This is a genomic window from Nonomuraea sp. CA-218870 (assembly GCF_050936535.1).
GTDB lineage: Bacteria > Actinomycetota > Actinomycetes > Streptosporangiales > Streptosporangiaceae > Nonomuraea > Nonomuraea corallina.
Map to the genome: position 1 here is coordinate 2,339,516 of NZ_JBNJMN010000001.1, position 25,812 is coordinate 2,365,327.

16 protein-coding genes and 3 rRNA genes are annotated in these 25,812 nt (G+C 68.7%); 13 read left to right on the forward strand and 6 right to left on the reverse strand.

Annotated features, from left to right (window positions below; translation table 11 throughout):
- From ACQEUU_RS11575 to ACQEUU_RS11585, 3 genes are all read left to right on the forward strand, one after another.
- Positions 1-1,830: a M14 family zinc carboxypeptidase gene (locus ACQEUU_RS11575; RefSeq protein ID WP_433064076.1), complete on the forward strand. Its 1,830-nt coding sequence runs from the start codon at positions 1-3 to the stop codon at positions 1,828-1,830.
- Between the two features lie 227 nt (positions 1,831-2,057).
- Positions 2,058-3,638: a chitinase gene (locus tag ACQEUU_RS11580; protein WP_433064079.1), complete on the forward strand. Its 1,581-nt coding sequence runs from the start codon at positions 2,058-2,060 to the stop codon at positions 3,636-3,638.
- Between the two features lie 11 nt (positions 3,639-3,649).
- Positions 3,650-5,068 carry a carbohydrate-binding protein gene (locus tag ACQEUU_RS11585; protein ID WP_433064082.1) on the forward strand — a complete coding sequence of 473 codons (1,419 nt, stop codon included), beginning with the start codon at positions 3,650-3,652 and terminating at the stop codon, positions 5,066-5,068.
- A gap of 37 nt (positions 5,069-5,105) precedes the next feature.
- On the opposite strand, the gene ACQEUU_RS11590 is transcribed toward ACQEUU_RS11585, so the two are convergent.
- Positions 5,106-6,698: a molybdopterin-dependent oxidoreductase gene (locus tag ACQEUU_RS11590; RefSeq protein WP_433064085.1), complete on the reverse strand. Its 1,593-nt coding sequence runs from the start codon at positions 6,696-6,698 to the stop codon at positions 5,106-5,108.
- A 116-nt stretch (positions 6,699-6,814) separates the two neighbouring features.
- Here ACQEUU_RS11590 and ACQEUU_RS11595 point away from each other — a divergent pair, with 116 nt between their 5' ends.
- A complete protein-coding gene (locus tag ACQEUU_RS11595) occupies positions 6,815-8,188 on the forward strand; it encodes a hypothetical protein (RefSeq protein WP_433064087.1) in 1,374 nt (457 codons plus the stop codon).
- On the opposite strand, the gene erm is transcribed toward ACQEUU_RS11595, so the two are convergent.
- Positions 8,177-8,998 carry an ErmE/ErmH/ErmO/ErmR family 23S rRNA (adenine(2058)-N(6))-methyltransferase gene (gene erm, locus ACQEUU_RS11600; RefSeq protein ID WP_433064090.1) on the reverse strand — a complete coding sequence of 274 codons (822 nt, stop codon included), beginning with the start codon at positions 8,996-8,998 and terminating at the stop codon, positions 8,177-8,179. The two genes, ACQEUU_RS11595 and erm, sit on opposite strands and share 12 nt — an antisense overlap.
- 252 nt (positions 8,999-9,250) lie before the next feature.
- On the opposite strand from erm, the gene ACQEUU_RS11605 reads away from it, so the two are divergent.
- The gene (locus ACQEUU_RS11605) at positions 9,251-10,111 is read left to right on the forward strand and encodes a hypothetical protein (protein ID WP_433064093.1); all 861 of its coding nucleotides are present in this window, start codon (positions 9,251-9,253) and stop codon (positions 10,109-10,111) included.
- Between the two features lie 67 nt (positions 10,112-10,178).
- On the forward strand, positions 10,179-11,006 hold the full coding sequence (locus ACQEUU_RS11610) for a DUF6597 domain-containing transcriptional factor (protein WP_433064096.1): 828 nt from the start codon (positions 10,179-10,181) through the stop codon (positions 11,004-11,006).
- On the opposite strand, the gene ACQEUU_RS11615 is transcribed toward ACQEUU_RS11610, so the two are convergent.
- Positions 10,963-12,036 carry an AI-2E family transporter gene (locus ACQEUU_RS11615; protein WP_433064098.1) on the reverse strand — a complete coding sequence of 358 codons (1,074 nt, stop codon included), beginning with the start codon at positions 12,034-12,036 and terminating at the stop codon, positions 10,963-10,965. The genes ACQEUU_RS11610 and ACQEUU_RS11615 overlap by 44 nt on opposite strands.
- Before the next feature lie 517 nt (positions 12,037-12,553).
- On the opposite strand from ACQEUU_RS11615, the gene ACQEUU_RS11620 reads away from it, so the two are divergent.
- The 3 genes from ACQEUU_RS11620 (at position 12,554) to rrf (ending at position 17,736) form a co-directional block, all read left to right on the forward strand.
- Positions 12,554-14,077, forward strand: a 16S ribosomal RNA gene (locus tag ACQEUU_RS11620).
- A 345-nt stretch (positions 14,078-14,422) separates the two neighbouring features.
- Positions 14,423-17,531, forward strand: a 23S ribosomal RNA gene (locus ACQEUU_RS11625).
- Positions 17,532-17,619: 88 nt separating this feature from the next.
- Positions 17,620-17,736, forward strand: a 5S ribosomal RNA gene (gene rrf / locus ACQEUU_RS11630).
- The 16S, 23S and 5S rRNA genes sit together here, the layout of an rRNA operon.
- A 67-nt stretch (positions 17,737-17,803) precedes the next feature.
- On the opposite strand, the gene ACQEUU_RS11635 is transcribed toward rrf, so the two are convergent.
- Both ACQEUU_RS11635 and ACQEUU_RS11640 read right to left on the reverse strand, forming a co-directional pair.
- Positions 17,804-19,336 carry an AMP-binding protein gene (locus tag ACQEUU_RS11635; RefSeq protein WP_433064101.1) on the reverse strand — a complete coding sequence of 511 codons (1,533 nt, stop codon included), beginning with the start codon at positions 19,334-19,336 and terminating at the stop codon, positions 17,804-17,806.
- 170 nt (positions 19,337-19,506) lie between these two features.
- On the reverse strand, positions 19,507-20,166 hold the full coding sequence (locus ACQEUU_RS11640; RefSeq protein ID WP_433064104.1) for a TetR/AcrR family transcriptional regulator: 660 nt from the start codon (positions 20,164-20,166) through the stop codon (positions 19,507-19,509).
- 107 nt (positions 20,167-20,273) lie between these two features.
- Here ACQEUU_RS11640 and ACQEUU_RS11645 point away from each other — a divergent pair, with 107 nt between their 5' ends.
- Genes ACQEUU_RS11645 through ACQEUU_RS11660 form a run of 4 tightly spaced genes read left to right on the forward strand, consistent with a single transcriptional unit; the run spans position 20,274 to position 24,242 of the window.
- Positions 20,274-21,125 (forward strand): MaoC/PaaZ C-terminal domain-containing protein, encoded by an 852-nt coding sequence (locus ACQEUU_RS11645; protein ID WP_433064106.1) that lies wholly within the window; start codon positions 20,274-20,276, stop codon positions 21,123-21,125.
- On the forward strand, positions 21,122-21,532 hold the full coding sequence (locus ACQEUU_RS11650; protein WP_433064108.1) for a Zn-ribbon domain-containing OB-fold protein: 411 nt from the start codon (positions 21,122-21,124) through the stop codon (positions 21,530-21,532). The genes ACQEUU_RS11645 and ACQEUU_RS11650 overlap by 4 nt, the downstream gene beginning before the upstream one ends.
- Positions 21,533-21,537: 5 nt before the next feature.
- Positions 21,538-22,686: a thiolase C-terminal domain-containing protein gene (locus ACQEUU_RS11655; protein WP_433071819.1), complete on the forward strand. Its 1,149-nt coding sequence runs from the start codon at positions 21,538-21,540 to the stop codon at positions 22,684-22,686.
- A 20-nt stretch (positions 22,687-22,706) separates the two neighbouring features.
- Entirely contained in the window at positions 22,707-24,242 is a 1,536-nt protein-coding gene (locus tag ACQEUU_RS11660; RefSeq protein WP_433064110.1) for an MFS transporter, read from the forward strand.
- Positions 24,243-24,287: 45 nt separating this feature from the next.
- Here ACQEUU_RS11660 and ACQEUU_RS11665 read toward each other — a convergent pair whose 3' ends face one another.
- Positions 24,288-25,763 (reverse strand): phosphodiester glycosidase family protein, encoded by a 1,476-nt coding sequence (locus ACQEUU_RS11665; RefSeq protein ID WP_433064113.1) that lies wholly within the window; start codon positions 25,761-25,763, stop codon positions 24,288-24,290.
- Positions 25,764-25,812 lie beyond the last annotated feature (49 nt).

Sequence of the window (25,812 nt, forward strand, 5' to 3'; positions counted from 1 at the left end):
GTGTACCGCCGATTAGTCATCCTTCTGGCCGCCCTGTCCCTGGCCTGCCTGACCGGAGCCACCGGGGCCGGGGCCGCCGCCGAGCCGCCCCCGAACAAGCAGTACCGCGTCCAGGGCCCGGCCAACGCGCAGCAACGCAGCGCGGTCGCGGCCACCGGCGCGGCCATCGACGAGGTGACGGACCAGTCGGTCCTGGTCACCGCCACGGAAGCCGAGGTCGCCGCCATCAGGAACCTCGGCTACCGGGTCGCGGAGGTCCCGCGCCCGAGATCCACGTCCGATGCCGCGGTCGCTGACTTCCCGCCATCGGACTCCGCCTACCACAACTACCCCGAGATGATCGCGTACATCGACGCCCTGGTCGCCGACCATCCGGGCATCGCCGGCAAGTTCACGTACGGGACCTCGTACGAAGGGCGGCAGCTCGTCGGCGTCAAGATCAGCGACAACGTCGGCACGGACGAGGCCGAGACGGAGGTGCTGTTCACCGCGCACCAGCACGCCCGCGAGCACCTCACCGTCGAGATGGCGCTCTACATCATGGACCTGCTCACCGACGGGTACGGCGGCGACTCCAGGATCACCTCCCTGGTGAACTCCCGGGAGATCTGGATCATGCCGGACCTCAACCCGGACGGCGGCGAGTACGACATCGCCACGGGCAGCTACCGGTCCTGGCGCAAGAACAGGCAGCCGAACAGCGGCAGCTCCGCCATCGGCACCGACCTCAACCGCAACTGGGCCTACCAGTGGGGCTGCTGCGGCGGATCCTCGGGCACGGCCTCCAGCGACACCTACCGGGGCCCGTCGGCCGAGTCGGCGCCGGAGGTCAGGGCCGTGGCGAACTGGGTGCGCGGCCGCGTCGTCGGCGGCGTGCAGCAGCTCAGGTCGCACATCGACTGGCACACCTACAGCGAGCTGATCCTGTGGCCGTACGGCTACACCTTCAACGACACCGCGCCCGGCCTGACGCAGGACGACCGGAACGCGCACGCCACGCTCGGCCAGAACATGGCCTCGACGAACGGCTACACCCCCGAGCAGTCCAGCGACCTCTACATCACCGACGGCACCATCAACGACTGGCTGTGGGGCGTCTACAAGATCTTCAGCTACACGTTCGAGATGTACCCGGTCGGCGCCAGCCCCGGCTTCTACCCGCCGGACGAGCAGATCGGGCCGCAGACCACCCGCAACAGGGAGGCGGTGCTGCGCTTCCTGGAGTACTCCGACTGCGTCTATCGGATCATCGGGAAGGAGTCCCAGTACTGCGGCACCGGCACCCCGCCGACGACCGTCTACTCCGACACCTTCGAGACCGCCACCGGCTGGACGGTGAACCCGAACGGCACCGACACGGCCACCCTCGGCCAGTGGGAGCGCGGTGACCCCGCCGACACCTCCTCCTCGGGCGCCAAGCAGCTCGGGACCACGGTCAGCGGCAGCAACGACCTGGTGACCGGCCGCCTGGCCGGCTCCTCGGCCGGCGCGTACGACCTGGACGGCGGCGTCTCCTCGATCCAGTCGCCGCCGATCACGCTGCCCACCGGCGGGACCCTCTCGCTGTCGCTGTCCTGGTACCTGGCGCACGGGTCGAACGCGACCAGCGCGGACTACTTCCGGGTCAGGGTCGTGGGCAACACCACGGCGACCGTCTTCCAGCAGGCGGGCGCGGCCTCCGACCGGGACGCCGCGTGGAGCGTGGCCACCGCGGACCTCACCCCGTTCGCCGGGCAGACCGTGCGCATCCTGATCGACGCCGCGGACACGGCCACCGCCTCGCTGGTCGAGGCAGCGGTCGACGACGTCAAGATCACGCGGCAGAACTGAACCGTCCGGGCCCCGCCGCCCGGCGTGGCGGGGCATCGGAGGCGGTGACGCGTTGGGCCTTGTAAGCCCGGGGTGTCAAGGCTACGATCACGTCAACTCTTAGGAAACTTTCCTAACAGATCGGACCTCTTGACGGCTCGCGTCTGCCTCCGCGGGCCGTGCCGTGCGGCTTGCGCTCTCACCCCCCGGCGCAAGGCGCACGGCACGCCACCGACAAGGACGACAATGTGAAAGCACGCGTGATCCTGGTCGTGCTCGCGACCCTCGCACTCGGACTCACCGCACCCCCCGCCCAAGCCGCCTCGGCGACCGCCGCCTTCACCAAGGTGTCCGACTGGGGCACCGGCTTCGAAGGCAAAATCACCGTCACCAACGGCACCTCCAGCCCGATGAACGGCTGGAACGTCCAGTTCGACCTCCCGTCCGGCTTCTCCATCGCGTCCGCCTGGGACGCCGTGCAGACCAGGAACGGACAGCACTACACCTTCACCAACCCGTCCTGGGCGCCCGCCCTCGCCCCCGGAGCGAGCGCGAGCTTCGGCTTCACCGGCAGCCCCGGCGGCCTGCCCGGCATCACCGGCTGCACGCTCAACGGCGCCCCCTGCGACGGCGGCGCCGGCCCCGGAGTGCCCGGCAGGCCCGGCGGGCTCACCGCGACCGGCGGCGCCGGAGCCATCACCCTGACCTGGACCGCCCCGGGAGCCGCCGACGGCTACCGCGTCTACGAGGGCACCACTGTCAAGGCCGCGGTCAGCGGCACCACCGCGACGATCAGCGGACTCGGCGCCTGCGAGACCCGCACCTACACCGTCCGCGCCCACAACGGCGCGGGCGAGTCCGCGCCCAGCGACCCCGCCACCGCCACCACCGCCGGCTGCGATCCCGGCGATCCCGGCGAGCCGGGGGAGGGGCTGCCCGCGCACTTCCTCACCGGCTACTGGCACAACTTCGTCAACCAGGCCGAGGAACTACGCCTGTCGGCCGTGCCCGACGAGTACGACCTGATCGCGATCGCCTTCGGCGAGGCCAGCGCGACACCCGGCGAGGTCGTCTTCGGCCTCGACCCCGGCCTGGCCACCGCGCTCGGCGGCTACACCGACGCCCAGTTCAGGGCGGACGTCCGCGCGCTGCGCCAGCGCGGCAAGAAGGTCATCCTCTCGGTCGGCGGCGAGGCCGGGCGGGTGCGGGTGGCCGACGCCGCCGCCGCGACCCGCTTCGCCGACTCCATGTACGGGATCATGACCTCGTACGGGTTCGACGGCGTGGACATCGACCTGGAGAACGGGCTCGACGCCACCCACATGGCCCAGGCCCTGAGGGCGCTGCGCGCCAAGGCCGGCCCCGGTCTGATCATCACGATGGCGCCGCAGAGCATCGACATGCAGTCGACCGGGATGGAGTACTTCAAGCTCGCCCTGTCGATCAAGGACATCCTCACGGTCGTCCACATGCAGTACTACAACTCCGGGTCCATGCTCGGCTGCGACCAGCGGTGGGCGTACTCCCAGGGCTCGGTCGACTTCCTGACCGCGCTCGCCTGCATCCAGCTGGAGAACGGGCTGCGGCCCGACCAGGTGGCGCTGGGCCTGCCTGCCGGGCCGGGCGCCGCGGGCGGCGGCGTGGTCGCGCCCGCCGTCGTCAACCAGGCGCTGGACTGCCTGGCCACCCGCACCCGCTGCGGGTCCTTCGTCCCGCCGCGCGCCTACCCCGGGATCAGGGGCGCGATGACCTGGTCCATCAACTGGGACGCCACCCACAACTGGAACTTCTCGAAGACCGTCAAACCGCACCTCCAGGGAATGTCATGAAATTTCGGCGTATGTTCCTTGCGTTACTCGCCTCCCTCGCCATGACCCTCTCCGGCCTGGCCACGGTCGCGGTCCCCGCCGCGCACGGCGCGACGGCCGCCGCCTACGCGGCCTGGACGGCGTGGACCCCCTACACCGCCGGCACCCGCGTCACCCACAACGGCGTCGACTACGAGTGCCTCCAGAGCCACACCTCCCAGCCGGGCTGGGAGCCCGACGTCGTGCCCGCCCTGTGGAAGCAGGTCAGCGGCGGCAGCGGCGACACCCAGGCGCCGTCCGTGCCGGGCGACCTGCGCTCGACCGGCGTCACCTCCAGCAGCGTCTCGCTCGCCTGGAACGCCGCCACCGACAACGTCGGCGTCACCGGCTACCAGGTCTACCGGGGCGGCGCCCTGGTGACGACCGTCAGCGGCACCTCGTACACCGACACCGGACGCGCGGCGGACACCGGCTACACCTACACCGTCAGGGCCCGCGACGCCGCCGGCAACCTGTCCGGCCACAGCGCCTCCGTCACCGCCCGCACCTCCCAGGGCGGCGGCCCCGACCCCGACCCGGGCCGGATGCCCGGCGCCCCGTACCTCTGGATGGGCTGGGGCAGCCCGCCCGACCCCGGCGCCGTCATGGACGCGACCGGCGTCAGGTCGTTCACCATGGCGTTCATCCTGTCCAGCGGCGGCTGCACCCCGGCCTGGGACGGTCAGCGCCCGCTCACCGGCGGCGCCGACCAGCAGGCGATCAACAGGATCAAGTCCAAGGGCGGCAGCGTCCAGATCTCCTTCGGCGGCTGGCAGGGCAACAAGCTCGGCCCGAACTGCTCCACCCCGCAGGCCTTCGCCGGCGCCGTGCAGCAGGTCATCGACGCGGTCGGCCCGGCCGTGGTCGACTTCGACATCGAGAACACCGACGAGTTCGAGAACTACACCGTGCAGGACCGCATCCTGAACGGCCTCAAGATCGTCAAGCAGAACAACCCGAACGTCAAGGTCGTCGTCACCTTCGGCACCTCGAGGACCGGCCCGAACGCGCACGGCGTCCGCCTGATCAACCAGGCCAGGGCCCTGAACGTGCCGATCGACAACTTCACCATCATGCCGTTCGACTTCGGCAGCTCGAACATCTACCAGGACACCGTCAACGCCGCCGAGGGACTGAAGAACGCGCTCAAGAACGCCTACGGCTACACCGACGCCCAGGCGTACGCCCGCATGGGCATCTCCGGCATGAACGGCCTGTCCGACCAGCAGGAGCTGACCACCCCGCAGACGTGGACGCAGATCCGCGACTGGGCCAGGTCCAAGGGCCTGAACCGGTTCGCGTACTGGGGCGTCAACCGGGACCGCCCATGCCCGGGCGGCGGCGTGGTCTCCCACTGCAGCGGCATCTCCCAGGCCGAGTGGGAGTTCACCCGCATCACCGCGGGCTTCTGACAAGACCCGAGCCCGGGGCGGCGCTCCCGCCCCGGGCTCAGCCCACCCGCACCAGCTGGGTGGGCTTGAGCGGCACCCCCACCCCCGGCGGCCGGTACACCGGCAGCGCCTCCCCGTACTCGTACATCCAGGCGTGGTCCACCACCGTCCGCATCGCGTGCTCGCCCGGCTCCTGCTCCTCGCCGCCCGGCTCAACCTGGACGTCCGACAGCTTCGCCACCATGTCGGCGACCAGCCGGGAGTCCGGCACGGCCAGGTCGCACCGGTCGTCCGGCCCGATCAGCAGATCCACCTGCGGCGGCAGCGGATAGATCCACCGCGGCAGCGCCAGCACCCGCGGCGGCGGCGCCATGGGCAGCCCGCCGCGCACCGCGTCCAGCAGTACCGCTCGCGACGTCCGCCGGTCGAACAGCCCGTCGGCCAGCGCCCAGCTCAGCGCCCCCAGGTCCGACCGGTCCTCGCCGCAGGCGTGCAGCACCAGGTACGGCACGAGCGGCACGCCCGCGCCGCCCGACGGCTGCGCCCACCCGTGACGGCAGCCGGTGAGCACGAGCAGCGCCAGCATCGCCCGGTAGGCGGTGTCGGCGTGCGGCGTGTCCAGCCAGCCCGGCACCACCACGCACCGCCCGCCCGTCTTCTCCGCCGTGACGCCCAGCTCCCTGGCCAGCTTCAGCGCCCGCGACGCCGCCACCCCGGTGTGCGCCTCCTGCCACCCCGGCGTGTACGGGGCGGCCCGGTCGTCGTAGCCCTCCGGCCAGTTGCCCGGCAGGCCGGGCCGGGGCAGCCCGTACACGGCGAGCAGCAGGTCGAACACGGTCGTCACCAGATCCTCGCCGTCGCGCACCGCCGGCACGCCGCGGCGCAGGACGCCCGGCCCCACGTCGAACCGCGGCAGCAGCACCTCCGCCGCCGTGACCCCGTCGCCTCCGTACAGGCTGAGCTGACCGGCGGCGCGGCCGAGCATCCCGCCGGGCACCAGCCCGTCCTCCAGCTCGCGCAGCCGCACCAGCGCCGGCAGGTCGGTGCCGGCCATCGCGTGCTCGGCGAACGCGGGCCGGTCCAGGAAGAACTCCTTGAGCAGCACGTGACCGACCGCCATGGCCAGCGCGCCGTCCGTGCCGGGCCGCACCACCAGCGTCTCGTCCGACAGCCGTGTCGGGTGCGTGCCGATGGCCACCACCTTCTGTCCCTTGTAGCGGCCGGCGATCACCCACGGCGAGCCGGGCGCGCGCACGTTCCTGTTGTTCTCCCCCCAGAGCAGCACGTACGCGGCATCCGCCCAGTCCTGCGGCCTCGGCCCGCGGAACCGCGGCCCGAGCAACTGCGCGGGCGCGCTCGACTGCTCGGTCAGCACCGCGCCGCCCAGCCCGCCCACCAGCCCGGCCAGCGGCGCGGTCGACAGCGCCGCCACCTGGTCGGAGCCGTGCTCGGACGCGGTGTGCACGATTGCCGCGGCGGCCAGCTCGGCCGCCGTCCCGTCGTCCAGGGGAACCCGCCGGCCGCCCCGCGCCTGCCGGTAAACCTCAGAGTTCGCTGTGAGTTCCGCCCAGGCCGCGACCGGGTCGCGCAGCCCTTCGCGCGCCTCGAAATAGAGCCTCACCAGCGCCTGGTTGACTTCCGATCCCCCCATGCGAAAAGTTCAGCACAGACGGTCATGTTCTGACGCCTTACGACCCCGCATGTCGGAGATTAGAAACAGAACCCGTGTGGCAGCACGCAAGGGCGTAGGGCAATCTAGGTCCCGCCATGGAAACTGCACTCCCGACAGCCGTCATCCTCGCCGCCGGCCTCGCGCTCGCGCTGATCGCCCAATGGCGCGACTGGCGACCGCCGCTCTGGGCCGCCCTGCTCGTCGGCGTCGTGGTCCGCGTCGTGCTGATGTTCACCGCCGCGGGCGACGCCCACCAGCCGGTCGACTTCGTCAACAGCTTCAAACCGGCGGGCGAGGCCGTGCTCAACGGCGAGGACCCGGTCCTGGCCAGCAAGGGCGGCTGGCACTTCCTGCCGACGATCCCGTACATGTACGGCATCCTGCTGTGGCTGGGCATCCCGTGGGAGTACACCGGCCGGATCGTCACCGTGGTCGCCGACATCGTGCTCATCCCGCTGGTCGCCAAGCTCGCCGGCGGGCCGAAGGCGTCGCTGCGCGCCTTCCAGTACGCGCTCAACCCGATCGCGCTGATGGTGGCCTGCCTCCATGGCCAGGTCGAGCCGGTGGCGCTGGTGTTCGGGGTCGCCGCGTTCGTCGTCGCCCGCGGTTCCGGCGCCCCGGTCCCCAGGGCGGACGTGGTCGCCGTGACGCGCGGGGCGCTGGCCGGCCACGGCTGGGCCGGCCTCCCCGGGTGGGCGCTGCGCACGCTGGGACAGGCGCTGAGACCGGCCGAGGGCGACCGGGCGGCTCTCAAGCGCGGCGCGTACGCCGGCCTGCTCATGGGGCTGGCGCTGTGCGCCAAGAGCTGGCCGATCTGGCTGGTCCCGGGCATGCTGCTGCTCCTGCCGCAGCTGCGCTCCCGGATCGTGGCGCTGCTGTGCACGGGCGCGGCGCCGATCTTCTTCCTGGTGACGCTGCCGGTCTTCGCCGGCACCTCGATCAGCCAGATCCCCGAGGTCATCGACACCATCCGGGCCATCCGCCCGATCGTCGGCGAGTGGGGCTGGACCCCCCACTTCACCGGAGGCGACTGGGCGCTCCGCGCCGACCTGGCGACCACCGGCACCTACCTGATCTACGCCTGCGTCGCCGCCGCGATCGTCATCTGGTGGCGGGCCGACCCGATCGACATGACGCTGGCCATCCTGCTGATCTTCATGGTGGTCACGCCCCGGCTGGGCGCCCAGTACCTGCTGTGGTTCATGCCGTTCCTGGTCGCCAGGCCCACCCGGTTCGCCTGGCCGGCGATCATCGGGGTGTCGCTGTGGGCCGGCTACGGCTACCTCTACATGACCCAGTACAAGGACATGGAGTGGTGGCTGCTGCACCAGGACTGGTCGCGGGCCTCGATCGTGCTCCTGCCGGTCCTGCTCGCCGCCATGCCGTGGGGCCGGCGCAGGCCGCCGGAGCACGATCCGGCCGGGCCCGCTGTTCCGACGGACCCGGCCCGCCTCACCTCACAGGTCTAGCCGGTCGTACACCGTGAGCCACTGGTCGGGGTGTACGTGACCCACGACGGCGTCCCGCGCCACCCCGGCGGCGGCCAGGGCGGCGTCGACCCCGCCGTAGCGGGTCCTGAGCGAGGCGCGCAGCGACCCGCCCACCCCGCTGAAGCCCAGCTCCACCAGCCGCTGCCAGTCCCGTCCCGAGCCGACCAGCGGCCGCGGCCTGCGCTCGATCCGCAGGATCGCCGAGTCGACCGACGGGACCGGCCGGAAGCACTCCCGGCCGATCCGGTGGCCCATCCGCCAGTGGAACCACGGCCACGACTCCACCGTGACCAGGCTCCACCGGCCGTAGTCGCCGGTCCGCTTGCGGGCGTACTCCAGCTGGGTGACCAGCGTCGCCGAGGTCAGCGACCGGGCCCGCAGGCACCAGCTCACGATCCGCGACGTGACCGAGTACGGGATGTTGCCGACCACCGCGAACGGCTCGCCCGGCGGGCGGGCCGAGGCGAAGTCGCCGCGCACCACCTCGACGCGCGGGTCGTCGCGGGTGCGCGACCTGAGCAGCCCGGCGAGTCTCGGGTCGATCTCGTAGCCGATCACCCGCGCCCCGGCCTCGGCCAGCGCGAACGTCAGCACCCCCTCGCCGGCGCCGGGCTCCAGCACCAGGCCCTCCGGGTCGGCGGCCTTGACCACCAGCTCCAGGGCGTGCCTGTCGGCCAGGAAGTTCTGGGAGAGCACGCGTCTCGCCCTGTCTCTGGGCGTGCGGTCGCCCGAGCTCCTGGCCTTCTTCTGCGTGTGTGAATGATTTCCGTGCGCGTAATCCTGCGCCACAGCTGCCCTTCCGGGTCCTCGAGTCGATGGGAAGCTCGAAGGCCCCGGGCGCGCCGCGGAACGCGCTTGAACGGGTCGCGTCCGCTAGCGGGCCAGAGGCCGGCCGCTGCGGATGCGGATCGTGAAGAAGCAAGAACACTGCATGCGGCCGACCATATGGAGCGGCCGTGAACCGCGGCAACCGGTTAAATCCGCGCGACGCGTCCGATTCCTACAAGTGCCCGGCGGGGTGGTCTCGGTAGCGTCGGTCTCATGGACGTACTCCGACGGGCACACCACTACCTGCTCAACCACGCCAGGCTCCTCGACCGGCTCCGCTTCGAAGCCCTGTTCGCGGGCGGCTCACGCGATCGCGTCCTGGACGTCCTGCGCTGCTACCAGAACCCCGACGGCGGCTTCGGCCACGCGCTCGAACCCGACCTGCGCGGCGCAGCCAGCCAGCCTGAACCCGTCGAGGTCGCCTTCTGGATCCTGGACGAGCTGGACGCGTTCGCCGACCCCATGGTCCGCTCCGCCTGCGACTACCTGGTCTCCATCACCACCCCTGAAGGCGGCGTCCCCTTCTGCCTCCCCACCGTGCGGGAGGCGCCGAGGGCGCCCTGGTGGGAGCCCGCTGACGGCTCCCCGGCTCACCCTCACCTGATCCCCACCGCCTCGCTCGCCGGCCTGCTGCACGCGCACGGCGTCGACCACCCGTGGCGCGGACCGGCCACCGACTTCTGCTGGACGCGCATCGCCGCCGTCGACAAGACGACCCCGTACGAGGCCCGCGCCATCGTCACCTTCCTCGACCTCGTGGACGACCGGGAGCGGGCCGGGGCGGAGTTCGACCGGCTCAAGGACGCGATCCTGGCCACGGTCACCCTCGACCCCGGCGCCTCCGGCGAAGCCCACTTCCCGCTGGACTTCGCCCCGCGCCCGCTGCGGCTGCCCCTGTTCACGGAGGACGTGCTCGCCCGGCACCTGGACGCCCTGGCGGCGGCCCAGTCGGAGGAGGGCGGCTGGAACCCGAACTGGCCCATGTGGACGCCGGTGGTGGAGCACGAATGGGGCGGCTTCGTCACGGTCGAACGCCTCAAGACCCTCCGCGCGTACGACCGCCTACCCGTCTGACGCCGGCCGCTCCTGCGCCTGGTTCTGCGGCTGGGTTTCTGTCAGGGGGCAGGCGTAGCGTGGAAGCATGTACGTCGAGTGGTCGCCGCCTCCCGCGCTGTCCGGGCGGATCGCCTGCCTGTGGCGGCAGGTGAGTGAGGACGACCGCCCGCAGCTCGTGGTGCCGGACGGGTGCGTCGACCTCATCTGGGGCCCGTCCGGCCCCTTCGTGGCGGGCCCCGATACCGGGCCCGTGCCCACGCGGATGAAGCTCGGCGACACCTTCACCGGCATCCGCTTCAGGCCCGGCGCGGTGGGCGAGGTGTTCGGCGTCCCGGTGCCCGAGCTGCGCGACCAGCGCGTGCCGCTGCCCGCGCTCGACGTCTTCCCCGCCCTGCTCACGGCCCACGCCGCAGGCCGCGTCCCGGTCCCGCCCGCCGTGCCACCCGGCGCCACGGCCCCGTTCGCGGCGGCCGACAGCCTGTGCGAATCCTCGTATGGCGGCCTGTGCGGCTCCCCGTGCGGCTGCCCGGGTGGTGGCGGTCTGTGCGGCGACTCTCCCGATCTGATGCGGGTGATGCTCGCCGCGGTCGCCGACCGGCTGCGCCGCACCCCGCCGTCCGACCCGGCCGCCCCCGCCGTCGCCGCCTCGCTCGCCCGGGGCCGCGGCGTCCGCGAGGTCGCGTGGGAGCTGGGGCTGAGCGAGCGCCAGCTCCACCGCAGGAGCGTGGCCAGCTTCGGGTACGCGCCCAAGACGCTGCAGCGCATCGTCCGCTTCCAGCGCGCCCTGCGCCTGGCCCGGTCAGGCGTCCCGCTCGCCGACGTGGCCGCGATCGCCGGCTACACCGACCAGGCCCACCTGTCCCACGACGTCAAGCGCCTGAGCGGGGTGACGCTGAGCCGGCTCGTGGCGTGATCGGCTGGTTGGAGATCAGGGCCCCCGCCCACGCCGCCGACGGATCACTGTCGATGAGCAGCGCCTTGGCCAGCAGACTCAGCGGGATGGCCAGGATCGCCCCCAGCGGCCCGAGCACGAAGGTCCACACGATGAGCGACAGGAACGTCATCGTCGTCGACAGCCCCACCGCGTCACCGAGGAACTTCGGCAGGAGGAGCGACTGCGTCACCACGTTGGCGATCACGTACGCCACGATGACCAGCACCATCTCGTTCAGCCCGCCGTCCAGCAGGGCGAGTGTGGCGGGCGGGAGCAGGGCGATGACGAAGCCGATGTTGGGGATGTAGTTCGCGATCAGGGCGAGCACTCCCCAGAGAAGCGGCAACGGCACTCCGATGAGGTAGAGCGCGATCACGTTGAGGACCGCGTTGATCAGCCCGAACACGGTCGACACGATCAGGTAGCGGCGGGTCTTGTGCGCGAACCGGCCCAGCGCCTCCACGAGCGCCGCGCTCCTGCCCTCCCCGGAGCGCAGAACGCGGGATGTGGCGGGTGCGTCCAAGCACATCGCCAGAAGCAGGACGAAGATGAGGAACAGGGCGGAGAACACGCCGATCACCCCACCGAGGAGGCTCTGCGCGATCTCGATCACGCGTCCCGGGTCGAAGCTGTCGACGGCCCGGTCGATCTGCTCGCTGCTGACGCCGTGCTCGATCGCGAAGGCCCGCCCGTCGGCGATCAGCTTCTCGAACCGGCCGGCGTACGTGGGGGCGAGCCCGCTGAGCTGCAACGCCGTGACCGAGAGCACTCCGGCCATGCTCAGGAGGACCAGCACCAGGATGAGGAAGGGCACCGCGACCTGGACCCATTGCGGCGCCCTGAGCCTGAACAGCCACCCGCGCACCGGCGACACGGCGATGACCAGCACCAGCGCCAGCACGAACGGCCCGGCGAGTGACGCCACCTCCCGCAGTCCGAACAGCACGATCACCGCCCCGGCGATGCCTACCAGGACGGTGAGAGCACGGGGCACGAGAGGCTTGCTCACGCACCGTACGTACCCGTGTCGCCTGGGTGACACCGGCGTGAACGGTTGGATTTGACGACTACGGGAGCCGTCCATACAGTTCTCCGTGTTCCGAACGGGCACGGCCTGCCCGTCGCCTTCCCCAGCAGGGGAGACGAGAAGCCACCCCCTTCCGGGGAGTGGCGAAGCCGTCCAGTCGGCCTCGTGCCGGCGCATCCTCTTCTCTCCGACCTCGGCCGGCGTCCGATTGGACAAGGGCGGAAGTTCGGAGTAAGTTAGAGGGGTTGCCTCGGAGACGGGGCGGTTGCCTACTTTGGCGGCTCGGCAGGGTTTGCGTCAATTTGACACAAACTCGGGGGGCTGAAAAGATCGGTGACACAAAGACGAGATGAACGCCTCTTCGGCAGGGGCCCGCTGCGGATCTTGCCGGGATGTACGCGTCCGTTTCTTGAGAACTCAACAGTGTGTTAAAAGCCAGTGCATGATGCACAACCCCGTCATTTATGACGGATTCCTTTTTGGTTGGGATTCAAATCATCTTATGGAGAGTTTGATCCTGGCTCAGGACGAACGCTGGCGGCGTGCTTAACACATGCAAGTCGAGCGGAAAGGCCCTTCGGGGTACTCGAGCGGCGAACGGGTGAGTAACACGTGAGTAACCTGCCCCTGACTCTGGGATAAGCCCGGGAAACTGGGTCTAATACCGGATACGACCTGCTCCGGCATCGGATGCGGGTGGAAAGTTTTTCGGTCGGGGATGGGCTCGCGGCCTATCAGCTTGTTGGTGGGGTAGTGGCCTACCAAGGCGACGACGGGTAGCCGGCCTGAGAGGGCGACCGGCCACACTGGGACTGAGACACGGCCCAGACTCCTACGGGAGGCAGCAGTGGGGAATATTGCGCAATGGGCGGAAGCCTGACGCAGCGACGCCGCGTGGGGGATGACGGCCTTCGGGTTGTAAACCTCTTTCAGCAGGGACGAAGTTGACGTGTACCTGCAGAAGAAGCGCCGGCTAACTACGTGCCAGCAGCCGCGGTAATACGTAGGGCGCAAGCGTTGTCCGGAATTATTGGGCGTAAAGAGCTCGTAGGTGGCTGGTCGCGTCTGCCGTGAAAGCCCGCAGCTTAACTGCGGGTCTGCGGTGGATACGGGCCGGCTAGAGGTAGGCAGGGGCAAGTGGAATTCCTGGTGTAGCGGTGAAATGCGCAGATATCAGGAGGAACACCGGTGGCGAAGGCGGCTTGCTGGGCCTTACCTGACGCTGAGGAGCGAAAGCGTGGGGAGCGAACAGGATTAGATACCCTGGTAGTCCACGCTGTAAACGTTGGGCGCTAGGTGTGGGACCCTTCCACGGGTTCCGTGCCGGAGCTAACGCATTAAGCGCCCCGCCTGGGGAGTACGGCCGCAAGGCTAAAACTCAAAGGAATTGACGGGGGCCCGCACAAGCGGCGGAGCATGTTGCTTAATTCGACGCAACGCGAAGAACCTTACCAAGGTTTGACATCACCCGGAAACGTGCAGAGATGTGCGCCTCTTCGGACTGGGTGACAGGTGGTGCATGGCTGTCGTCAGCTCGTGTCGTGAGATGTTGGGTTAAGTCCCGCAACGAGCGCAACCCTTGTTCCATGTTGCCAGCACGCTCCTTCGGGGGTGGTGGGGACTCATGGGAGACTGCCGGGGTCAACTCGGAGGAAGGTGGGGATGACGTCAAGTCATCATGCCCCTTATGTCTTGGGCTGCAAACATGCTACAATGGCCGGTACAGAGGGCTGCTAAACCGCGAGGTGGAGCGAATCCCTAAAAGCCGGTCTCAGTTCGGATTGGGGTCTGCAACTCGACCCCATGAAGTCGGAGTCGCTAGTAATCGCAGATCAGCAACGCTGCGGTGAATACGTTCCCGGGCCTTGTACACACCGCCCGTCACGTCACGAAAGTCGGCAACACCCGAAGCCCGTGGCCCAACCACCTCGTGTGGGGGGAGCGGTCGAAGGTGGGGCTGGCGATTGGGACGAAGTCGTAACAAGGTAGCCGTACCGGAAGGTGCGGCTGGATCACCTCCTTTCTAAGGAGCACTCTCACCCGTCACCACCGTACGTGTGGTGGGGTGACAGCTCACTAGTGGAGCACTGGCTACTCAACCGGTCCCGGTTGTCACCGTGCTAGTACCGCCCGCATCCTCTTCGTGAGGGGTGGGAGTGGGAGCGTGCGGGGGAGGGCCGAGACTGGTTGGACACACTGTTGGGTCCTGAGGGAACGGACTTCGGCAGGCTCGCCCCGGCATGGGGTGGGCCTGCGGGTTTGTGAGACCTCGGTACAGGACCAGGGAAGGATGCTCCCCGTGTGGGGTGTCTGGAGCTGGTTGCTGTTTGTTGTTTGAGATTTGCATAGTGGACGCGAGCATCTTTGTGGCCAAGTTTTTAAGGGCACACGGTGGATGCCTTGGCATCAGGAGCCGATGAAGGACGTGGGAGGCTGCGTTAAGCCTCGGGGAGTCGCCAACCAGACGTTGATCCGGGGATGTCCGAATGGGGAAACCTAGCACCAGTCATGTGGTGTTGCCTCCGCCTGAATGTATAGGGCGGTTGGTGGTAACGCGGGGAAGTGAAACATCTCAGTACCCGTAGGAAGAGAAAACAAGAGTGATTCCGTGAGTAGTGGTGAGCGAAAGCGGAGGAGGCCAAACCGGGCGTGTGTGATAGCCGGCAGGCGTTGCATGTCCGGGGTTGTGGGACCTTCTTGGTCGGTCTGCCGATCGACCGGGCAGTGAGAAATCGATGGGGTAGTCGAAAGCTCTGGGAAGGGCTGCCGTAGACCGTGAGAGCCGGGTAGGCGAAACCTTGTCGACTGCTGGAGGGGATCCCAAGTAGCACGGGGCCCGAGAAATCCTGTGTGAATCTGCCAGGACCACCTGGTAAGCCTAAATACTCCCTGATGACCGATAGTGCACGAGTACCGTGAGGGAAAGGTGAAAAGTGCCCCGGTGAGGGGTCGTGAAAGAGTACCTGAAACCGTGTGCCTACAAGCCGTAGGAGCTTACAGCAGCTTGCTGTTGTGTGATGTGACTGCGTGCCTTTTGAAGAATGAGCCTGCGAGTTATGGTGTGTGGCGAGGTTAACCCGTGTGGGGGAGCCGTAGCGAAAGCGAGTCTGAAGAGGGCGTTTGAGTCGCATGCTGTAGACCCGAAGCGAAGTGATCTACGCATGGGCAGGTTGAAGCTCAGGTAAGACTGGGTGGAGGACCGAACCCACCAGGGTTGAAAACCTGGGGGATGATCTGTGTGTAGGGGTGAAAGGCCAATCAAACTTCGTGATAGCTGGTTCTCCCCGAAATGCATTTAGGTGCAGCGTTGCGTGTTTCTTGCCGGAGGTAGAGCACTGGATGGCCGATGGGCCCGACAAGGTTACTGACGTCAGCCAAACTCCGAATGCCGGTAAGTGAGAGCGTGGCAGTGAGACTGCGGGCGATAAGGTTCGTAGTCGAGAGGGAAACAGCCCAGATCACCGACTAAGGCCCCTAAGCGTGTGCTAAGTGGGAAAGGATGTGGAGTCGCAGAGACAACCAGGAGGTTGGCTTAGAAGCAGCCACCCTTGAAAGAGTGCGTAATAGCTCACTGGTCAAGTGATTCTGCGCCGACAATGTAGCGGGGCTCAAGCACACCGCCGAAGTCGTGGCACTGATGGGACGTGAGTCTTGTTGGTGGGTAGGGGAGCGTCGTGCTGCCGGTGAAGCCGCCGAGTGATCGAGTGGTGGAGGCTGTGCGAGTGAGAATGCAGGCATGAGTAGCGAATCGAGGGTGAGAAACCCTCGCGCCGGATGACCAAGGGTTCCTGGGGCAGGTTAATCCGCCCAGGGTAAGTCGGGACCTAAGGCGAGGCCGACAGGCGTAGTCGATGGACAACGGGTTGATATTCCCGTACCCGCTTCAATGCGCCCATATCGAACCCATTGATACTAAGAGTCCTTAAGTCAGCCGGCCCTTCGGGGCGGGTGTTAGGCTGAACGCTCGGCCTGAGGTGGTAGTAGGTAAGCGATGGGGTGACGCAGGAAGGTAGTCCAGCCCAGGCGATGGTTGTCCTGGGGTAAGCATGTAGGGAGTGGGGTAGGCAAATCCGCCCCGCGCATATCCTGAGATGTGATGCCGAGCCGATTGTGGCGAAGTGGATGATCCTATGCTGCCGAGAAAAGCCTCTAGTGAGTGTTGTGGCGGCCCGTACCCTAAACCGACTCAGGTGGTCAGGTAGAGAATACCAAGGCGATCGGGTGAACTGTGGTTAAGGAACTCGGCAAATTGCCCCCGTAACTTCGGGAGAAGGGGGACCTCTGCTGGTGAACATCCTTGCGGTGGGAGCTGGTGGGGGTCGCAGTGGCCAGGGGGAAGCGACTGTTTACTAAAAACACAGGTCCGTGCGAAGTCGTAAGACGATGTATACGGACTGACGCCTGCCCGGTGCCGGAACGTTAAGGGGACCGCTTAGCCGGCTTTCGAGTTGGCGAAGGTGAGAACTTAAGCGCCGGTAAACGGCGGTGGTAACTATAACCATCCTAAGGTAGCGAAATTCCTTGTCGGGTAAGTTCCGACCTGCACGAATGGCGTAACGACTTCCCCGCTGTCTCAACCGCAGACCCGGCGAAATTGCACTACGAGTAAAGATGCTCGTTTCGCGCAGCAGGACGGAAAGACCCCGGGACCTTCACTACAGCTTGACATTGGTGTTTGGAGCGTCTTGTGTAGGATAGGTGGGAGACTGGGAAGCTCGGACGCTAGTTCGGGTGGAGTCATTGGTGAAATACCACTCTGGTCGTTTTGAATGTCTAACTCTGGTCCGTGATCCGGATCGGGGACAGTGTCTGGTGGGTAGTTTAACTGGGGCGGTTGCCTCCTAAAGGGTAACGGAGGCGCCCAAAGGTTCCCTCAGCCTGGTTGGCAATCAGGTGTTGAGTGTAAGTGCACAAGGGAGCTTGACTGTGAGACTGACGGGTCGAGCAGGAGCGAAAGCTGGGACTAGTGATCCGGCATCGGCGTGTGGAAGCGGTGTCGCTCAACGGCTAAAAGGTACCCCGGGGATAACAGGCTGATCTTCCCCAAGAGTCCATATCGACGGGATGGTTTGGCACCTCGATGTCGGCTCGTCGCATCCTGGGGCTGGAGTAGGTCCCAAGGGTTGGGCTGTTCGCCCATTAAAGCGGTACGCGAGCTGGGTTTAGAACGTCGCGAGACAGTTCGGTCCCTATCCGCTGCGCGCGCAGGAGACTTGAAAGGGGCTGTCCCTAGTACGAGAGGACCGGGACGGACGAACCTCTGGTGTGCCAGTTGTATCGCCAGGTGCATGGCTGGTTGGCTACGTTCGGGAGGGATAACCGCTGAAAGCATCTAAGCGGGAAGCTTGCCTTGAGATGAGGTCTCCCACCCTGTGAGGGGGTAAGGCTCCCGGGAGATGACCGGGTTGATAGGCCGGAGGTGGAAGCGCGGTAACGTGTGGAGCTGACCGGTACTAATAGGCCGAGGACTTGACCACAAAGCATACTTTGTGAAGTGTTTTGCTCGCGTCCACTAGGCAATTCTGAGACTGCAAACAGTGTTCCTGTTTGTGTGTTTCGGAGGGTTACGGCGGTTATGGCGGGAAGGAAACACCCGGTTACATTCCGAACCCGGAAGTTAAGCTTCTCTGCGCCGATGGTACTGCACTCGGGAGGGTGTGGGAGAGTAGGTCACCGCCGGACAATCTTTTAGTTGGGGAGGCCCCGAGCATTGCGCTCGGGGCCTTTCCGCGTTTCCGGGGCAGCGGTGTCAGCCCGTTCCGAGGTAATCGTCGCGCAGCTTGCGGCGCTGGAGCTTGCCGGCCTCCGTCCGCGGGAAGTCGTCGCGGAACTCGAACCGGCGGGGGCGCTTGTACGAGGCCAGTCCTTCCGCGCAGTAGGCCTGCAGTTCATCGGCCAGCGCCTCGCCGGGTGCGACTCCCGGTGACGGCTGGACGACGGCGAGCACGCTCTGGCCCCAGTCGGGGTCGGGTACGCCGATCACCGCGATGTCCTGGACGGATGGATGGGTGATCAGGAACTGTTCGATCTCGGCCGGGTAGATGTTCACGCCGCCGGAGATGATCAGGTCCGTCCTGCGGTCGAGCAGGAACAGGTAGCCGTCCTCGTCCAGATAGCCGAAGTCGCCTACCGTGGACAGGCCGTCGAGCCGGGCGGCGGCGGTCTTGGCCGGGTCGTTGTAGTACTCGAACGCCTGGCCGGCGTTGCCGAAGTAGATCGTTCCAGGTTGTCCGGCCGGCACCTCGTCGCCGTTCTCGTCGACGATGCGCAGGGTGGTGCCCGGCTGGGGGCGGCCGACCGTCCCGGGTTTGGCCAGCCACTCCTCGGGCGTGACCTGGGACATCCCGCCTTCGGTGGCCGCGAGGTACTCGTAGAGCTTGGGGCCGACCCACTCCATCATCTGCTTCTTGATCTCGACCGGGCAGGGCGCGGCGGCGTGGATGAGGCTGTCGACGCTGGACAGGTCGTAGCGGCCGCGGACCTCTTCGGGCAGGCGGAGCATCCGGTGGAAGTGGGTGGGCACCATGTGGCTGGTGGTCACCCTGTAGCGCTCGATGTCGCGCAGCACCGTTTCGGCGTCGAACTTGAGGTGGCAGACCACGGTGTGGCCCAGGTGCAGGGCGTTGATCGCGAACGCGCCGGGGGCGGCGTGGTAGAGCGGGGAGCACACGAGGTGCACGCCTTCCCGGCGGAAGCCGAGCGTGTAGAAGTGCCGGGCCGCGAGCGGCGCCTCCTGCTCAGGGGAGAGGCCGGACAGCGGGCGGCGCACGCCCTTGGGGCGGCCGGTGGTGCCGGAGGTGTAGTTCATGATCGCGCCCATGGCTCGGTCGCCGGGCTGGTCCTCGGGCCGGTCGCTCCAGAGCTCGGGGTAGGTCTGCCAGTCCGCGACCTGGCCGCCGATGGCGAATCGGTGTGCCGGCAGGCCGCCGACCTCGCCGTCCAGGCGTTCGGCCAGGTCGGCGTGGGCCACGAGCACCTTGGCGGTGCTGTCCTTGACGATGTAGGCGACCTCGGGCGGGGCGAGATGGGTGTTGATCGGCACGATGTAGGCGCCGATCTGGAGGGTGGCCAGGGCGAGTTCGAGGTACTCCCGGCCGTTGCGTACCAGGATGGCGACCATGTCCTGCCTGCCCACGCCCAGTGCCCGCAGGCCGTGGGAGATGCGGTTCACCCGCGCGCCCAGCGCGCCGAACGTGGTCTGGTCGCCCTCTGGGCCGATGAAGGCGATGCGCTGCGGATCCTGGAGTGCCAGAGCGTAGAAACCGGGACTGTCGGATGTCACGTCGGGGGCGGTAGGTGGCATTCGTTCCTCCAGACCTGTCGCGTCGCGGCAGTCGTCCAAGGACGCACACCCTGATTCGGACATGAAATGTCCGAAATTGCTCATGGGAGGGGTGCGCGACAAATAGTGCCGGGGATAATTATGGACGAAATGTGTCCGCAACACAGAAGCTAAGTCGGGGCCCCGTCGGTGTCAAGGGTCGCTCCCTCGCTCGCGGCGGGCCGGTAGCCGATGGAGGAGAGGACGAAGTCGACGACCCGCTCGGCGTAGCGGGGGGCGTCCTCCAGAAGGGCGGGCATCTTGTCGATGGGCGTGGACAGCACGTGGTTGACGACGATGCCGTTGACCGCGTCCAGCACGAGGGCCGGCGAGGTGCCCTGCGGGATCTCGCCCCGGTCGATGGCGAGCAGCACGAACTGCCGGTACATGGTCCGCCACTGCTTTCCCAGGTCTTCCATGGCCTGGCCGAACAGCTCGGGATAGAACTTGGCCTCGATCTGGGCCCGCAGTCCGACCAGGCCGTCGCGGCTCTGCTGTGCCCGCAGCGTCCGGACGCACATGGCCAGGAGGTCCTCCCGCAGCGAGCCGGTGGTCTCGGCCATGACGGGGGTGGTGAGCGAGGCCAGGGCCCCGACGATCAGCTTCTCCCTGCTCTCCCAGCGGCGGTAGAGGGCGGCCTTGCCCACCCGTGCCCGGCGCGCGACGGCGTCCATGGTGAACCCGGCCCAGCCGACCTCCGCGTAGATCTCCAGCGTGGCGTTGAGCACGCGGGGCTCGATGTCGGGGTCCGGTGGTCGTCCTGGTCGCGCCGTGACCGAAGCGGGCTTCATGCGGTCAAGTCTGCCAGGAATCGGGCGGTGCGCCACTGGACGGCAGTATTTACAGACGAACTTTGTCCGGATTATGGTGCTGGAAGGACCTGACGGAAGGAGCCTCCGTGGCGCTGAACCTGGACCTGGCGGGCAAGGAGTGGGAGGGCGCGGGACGCCGATGGACGTCGACGGACGCCATCCTCTATGCGCTCGGAGTGGGGGCGGGGGCCGAGGATCCGCTGACCGAGCTGCCGTTCACGACGGAGAACTCGCATGACGTCTCCCAGCAGGTGCTGCCCACCTTCGCCGTGATGATCGGCGGCACCGGCGGGTCGATGCCCCCGCTCGGCGACTTCGACATCGCCCAGGTGCTGCACGCCGAGCAGTCGATCACCTTGCACGGCGCGCTTCCCCCCGAGGGGTCCACCGTGACCAGAAGCCGCGTGGCCGCCTTCTACGACAAGGGGCCCAACGCCATCGCCGTCCTGGAGTCGACGGTCATGGACGCCGCGTCGGGGAAGGTGCTCGCCGAGTCCAGCACCGGCACCTTCATCCGCGGCGAGGGGGGTTTCGGTGGTGATCGCGGGTCCGCCGCGGCCTGGGAACGGCCCGCGCGGGAGCCGGACCACGTCGTGACCTACCGCACCCGGCCCGACCAGGCGCTGCTCTACCGGCTGAGCGGTGACCGCAACCCGTTGCACTCCGACCCCTGGCTCGCCGCGAAGGCCGGGTTCGGCCGGCCGATCCTGCACGGGCTGTGCACGTTCGGCTTCACCGGCCGGGCGCTGCTGCACACCGCGTGCGGCTCCGACCCCGAGGTGTTCGGCGCCATGTCGGCCCGCTTCGCCTCCCCGGTGTTCCCCGGGCAGGAGCTGACGGTGGCGCTGTGGGACGACGGCGACACCTGGCTCTTCCAGACCACGGTGGCCGGCCAGGTCGTGCTGGACCGCGGCACGTTCACCCGGAGGACGGTGTGATCAAGAACTTCATGCCCAGGCCGACCCCCGAGACGGCCCCGTACTGGGAAGCCGCCAAGGAGGGCGAGCTGCGCGTGCAGCGGTGCGCCTCGTGCGGCAGGCACTACTTCTACCCGCGCCCGTTCTGCCGCTACTGCGCCTCGTCCGACGTCAGCTGGGTGCGGGTGTCCGGCCGGGCGCGGCTCGTCTCGTATGTGATCAACAGGCGGCCCGTGCCGGGGTTCGAGGACGTCTCGCCGGTGATCGCTCTGGTGGAGCTCGACGAGGGGCCGCGGCTCATGACCAACGTGGTGGGCGTCGAGCCCGCACCGGAGAACCTGCCTCTGGACCTGCGGCTCCGGGTGACGTTCGAGGAGCGCGGCGGCACCATGCTGCCGGTTTTCGAGCCCGAGGAGGAGCGCGCGTGACCAGCATGCACGGCGGCCGGATCGCGATCGTCGGCGCGGCCGAGACCGACGAGATCGGCACGCTGCCGAACACCTCCATGCTCCAGCTGCACGCCGAGGCGGGCCTGAACGCGCTGCGCGACGCCGGGCTCACCCCCGCCGACGTCGACGGCGTGGCGACCGCCGGGCCGCTGGCCCTGGACGTGGCGCACCACCTGGGCATCCACCCGCGCTGGGCGGACGGCACCATGGTCGGCGGCTGCAGCTTCCTGCTGCACGTCCGGCACGCGGCGGCGGCCATCGCGGCCGGCGCGGCCGACGTCGTCCTCATCACCCACGGCGAGTCCGGCCGCTCCCGCGTGGGCGCGCGGCAGTGGGGCGGGCAGAACGAGACGCCCGCCGGACAGTTCGAGGCGCCGTACGGGGCCATCACCCCGTACGCCACCTTCACCGTCCCCGCCCTGCGCTTCCTGCACGATCGCGGCATGGGCCGGGAGGACCTGGCCCGGGTCGTCGTCGCGCAGCGGGAATGGGCGGTGAAGAACCCGCGGGCGCTGCGGCGCGACATCGTCACGGTGGACGAGGTGCTGCAGGCTCCGGAGATCGCCTACCCGTTCACCCGGGACATGTGCTGCGTGGTCACCGACGGCGGCGGCGCCCTGGTGCTGACCAGCGCCGAGCGGGCCGCCGACCTGCCGCGCGGTGACCGGGCCGTCTACCTGCTGGGGTCCGGCGAGGCCACCGAGGCGGCGATGGTCTCCCAGATGGAGGACCTGGGCTCCTTCCAGGCGTTCCGCCGCTCCGGCGCCGAGGCGTTCCGCACGGCGGGACTCGGTCACAGCGACGTCGACCATTTGATGATCTACGACGCGTTCGCGCACCTGCCCCTCTACGGGCTGGAGGATCTCGGGTTCGTCGGCAGGGGCGAGTCGGGGGCCTTCGTCGCGGACGGCCACACCGTCCCCGGCGGCAGCCTCCCGACCAACACCAACGGCGGCGGGCTCTCGTACACGCACACCGGCATGTACGGGATGTTCGCCATCCAGGAGGCCGTCAGGCAGTTGCGGGGCGAGGCCGCCGCGCAGGTGCCCGATGTCGAGGTCAGTTTCGTGCAGGGGGTGGGGATCTTCTTCGCGGCATCCGGCAGTCTTATCCTGTCAAACCGCAGATCTTGACCGAACGGAGTCCGGTGCCGATGCCTCTTCCTCCCGGAAAGTCGAGCGGCGTCGTCACCGCCGCCCTGGCCTTCAGCGGCATGGTCGTGTCGATGATGTTCACCCTGGTGGTGCCCATCATCCCCGACCTGCCGCGGCTGGTGTCGGCCTCGGCGGAGGACGCTTCCTGGGTGATCACGTCCACGCTGCTGGCGTCGGCGGTGTTCACCCCGGTGAGCGGCCGGCTCGGGGACATGTACGGCAAGCGGCGCATGATGGTGATCAGTCTCGCGTTGATGGTCGTGGGATCGGCGATCTGCGCCCTCACCAGCGCGCTGCCTCTCGTCGTGCTCGGCCGTACGCTCCAGGGCTGCGCGGTCGGCGTGATCCCGCTCGGCATCAGCATCATGCGCGACCTGCTCCCTCCCGCCCGGATGGGGTCCGCCATGGCGCTGATGAGCGCCACCATGGGCGCCGGCGGCGCGATCGGGCTGCCGCTCGGCGCCGTCGTCGCCCAGTACGCCAACTGGCACGTGCTCTTCCTCGTCTCGGCCGGCATGGGGGTGATGGGCCTGGTCCTGACCCTCGCCCTGGTGCCGGACTCGCCGCTGCGAACCGGCGGGCGGTTCGACTTCGTCGGCGTGGCCGGGCTGTCGGCCGGCCTGATCTGCTTGCTGCTGCCCATCAGCAAGGGCGGCAGCTGGGGTTGGACGAGCCCGCTGACCCTGGGCCTGTTCGCCGCGGCGGCGGTGATCCTGCCGCTGTGGGGATGGGCGGAGCTGCGGGTCACCAATCCGCTGGTCGACCTGCGCACGACCACCCGGCGCGAGGTGCTGCTCACGAACCTGGCCTCCATCGCGTTCGGCTTCGCCATGTTCGGCACCCAGCTGGTCTTCCCCCAGGTGCTCCAGTCGCCGGCCGCCTCCGGCTACGGGCTCGGGCTGAGCCTGCTCGACGCCGGGCTGTGCATGGCGGTGGGCGGCGGCATGATGATCGTGCTCTCGCCCGTCTCGGCCCGCGTCACCGGCGCGTACGGGGCCAAGGTGACCCTCATCCTGGGCGCGCTGCTCGCCGTCTCCGGCTACGTCACCGCGCTGCTGCTGATGACGGAGGTGTGGCACGTCGTGCTGGCCGCCACCATCGTCTCGGCCGGGGCCGGTCTCGGCTACGCCGCCATGCCCGCCTCGATCATGAGCGCGGTGCCGACCTCGGAGACGGCGGCGGCCAACGGCTTCAACTCGCTCATGCGTTCCATCGGCACGTCCATGGCCAGTGCGGTGATCGGTGCCGTGCTGGCCACGCAGACCGTCCGGCTGGGCGCCGCCACGCTGCCCTCGCGTGGCGGGCTGGAGGTCGCGCTGATCATCTCGGCGGTCGCGGCGACCGCCGGGATGATCGTCTCCGCGTTCCTGCCCAGGCGGCGGGCGGCCCGGCCGGGCGCCGACCGCCGGCTCACGCCAGAGCACCCTGACGCCGGTACGCGGCTCCCGGGGAATGCCGGCGGCCCGCTCGCCGGCGACGCCGCGCTGGACGTCGCCGGCACCTCCGGCGAACCGGGCCCCCGGCGCACGGAGTAGCGCCGAGGGGCGGTTCCCGGCGGGCGGTTTTCAGCGGGCCGGTTTCTAGCGGGGGAGGACGAGCAGGGCGTCGCCGACGGCGCGTTCGCGGCCGTCGGACGGCTGGTTGACGACCTTGTTCTTCACCACCATGGCCGTCGACCCGCCGCCGTCCAGGTTGATCGCCTGGGTGGCGCCGAGCCAGCGCATGAACTGAGCGGCCTCGATGAAGTTCGCCCCCACGGTGACGCCCGGCCGGCGGCCGTCGATCGTGGCCAGGATCAGGCTCCCGTCGCGGGTGGTGCCGGCGAGGGTGCGCGGGTGGCGGCGCAGGATCATGTTGAGCGAGTCGTGACCGTCGCGCTTGGCGGTGATCTGGGTGCGGCCGTTGCGGACCAGGCCCACGCCGCCCGACACGACGTGCAGGTCGGGGGTGAGCCGGAGGTCGCGGCCCTTGCGCAGGTCGCGCACCTTGGTGTCGATCTTGACGGTCCAGCCCTGCCAGAGGTGCTCGTTGAGCCACATGGCGGCCTCGCCCGCGCCGTGGAGCACCCGCTTGCCCTTCGGCACGGCCGCGCCGGGCGTGCGGACCGCCTCGACCCGGCCGTTGGCGTCGATGACCACGTCGGCGCCGTCGGCCGCGGGGGTCTTGGCGCCGTACTCCTCGGTGTAGAGGACGAGCTCGCCGGGCAGGGCCGCGCGGTTGACGCCGGCGATCGGGTGCTTGGCGCCGTCCTGCGAGATCGCCGTGATCGTGGTCCGCAACTCGGTGATCCTGGCGGTACGGCCGCGCAGCACGATCGCCGAGCGGCCGGGGACCGCCTCGCTGAGCAGCCTGCCCGCCACCACCGAGGCGCCGACCGGCTCGCCGCGCAGCTCCTTGGCCGTGTGGATGTTGAAGAAGCCGCCGTTGACGGCCGCGATGGCGCCGTCCCGCTTGGCCATCGAGGAGACCGTCTCCCGCTTGGCCACGCTGGCGCCGAGTGAGGCCCCGTACGAGCCGCGGAAGGCGCGGGCGTCGATGGTGAGCACCTGGGCGTGCCAGGGGCCGGTGGTCTTGAGGCCGTCGTCGCCGAGGTAGTCGACCTTGATCTTCAGGCCGGCCTGCTTGAGCCGCTTGGCCGTCGCGTCGGCCTTGGCCCGCTGCTTGAAGGACCACAGGCCCACCCGGACCATGAACAGCTCCTGCTCGGGGGCGTCGGCGACCTGGGGGCGCACCAGCCGCTGCATGCCGGCGACCTCACCGGTCGCCTCGACGGCGGCCAGCGTGGCCTCGGCGGCTTCGCGGGTCCCGGCGTCGCGGCCGTTCGGCATGAGCACGGTGACGGTGTAGCCGTCGGTGGACGAGCCGGCCCGCACGTCGTACAGGTCGATGCCCGAGGTCACGCTGGTCATGGTCTTCGTGGGGGCGGAGCGCGTGCCGAGCGGGAACTTGGATGACGGGAACTTCTCCGCCGCCTGCTCGGCTGCGGCGCCGGGCACGGCGAGGCCCGTGATCGTCGTGGCCATGGCCAGGCCGGCGACGAGGGTGCGTCGAGACATGCGAACTCCATGAGGGCGGAACGGGACCGCCCCATCCTGACTGATCAAG

What these genes read in the sequence shown, in the direction of transcription:
- ACQEUU_RS11655 (WP_433071819.1), top strand. Translation starts at nt 21,538, where the DNA reads ATGCACGGCGGCCGGATCGCGATCGTCGGCGCGGCCGAGACCGACGAG.
- ACQEUU_RS11640 (WP_433064104.1), bottom strand. Translation starts at nt 20,166, where the DNA reads ATGAAGCCCGCTTCGGTCACGGCGCGACCAGGACGACCACCGGACCCC.
- ACQEUU_RS11665 (WP_433064113.1), bottom strand. Translation starts at nt 25,763, where the DNA reads ATGTCTCGACGCACCCTCGTCGCCGGCCTGGCCATGGCCACGACGATC.
- ACQEUU_RS11660 (WP_433064110.1), top strand. Translation starts at nt 22,707, where the DNA reads ATGCCTCTTCCTCCCGGAAAGTCGAGCGGCGTCGTCACCGCCGCCCTG.
- ACQEUU_RS11605 (WP_433064093.1), top strand. Translation starts at nt 9,251, where the DNA reads ATGGACGTACTCCGACGGGCACACCACTACCTGCTCAACCACGCCAGG.
- ACQEUU_RS11590 (WP_433064085.1), bottom strand. Translation starts at nt 6,698, where the DNA reads ATGGGGGGATCGGAAGTCAACCAGGCGCTGGTGAGGCTCTATTTCGAG.
- ACQEUU_RS11610 (WP_433064096.1), top strand. Translation starts at nt 10,179, where the DNA reads ATGTACGTCGAGTGGTCGCCGCCTCCCGCGCTGTCCGGGCGGATCGCC.
- ACQEUU_RS11585 (WP_433064082.1), top strand. Translation starts at nt 3,650, where the DNA reads ATGTTCCTTGCGTTACTCGCCTCCCTCGCCATGACCCTCTCCGGCCTG.
- ACQEUU_RS11595 (WP_433064087.1), top strand. Translation starts at nt 6,815, where the DNA reads ATGGAAACTGCACTCCCGACAGCCGTCATCCTCGCCGCCGGCCTCGCG.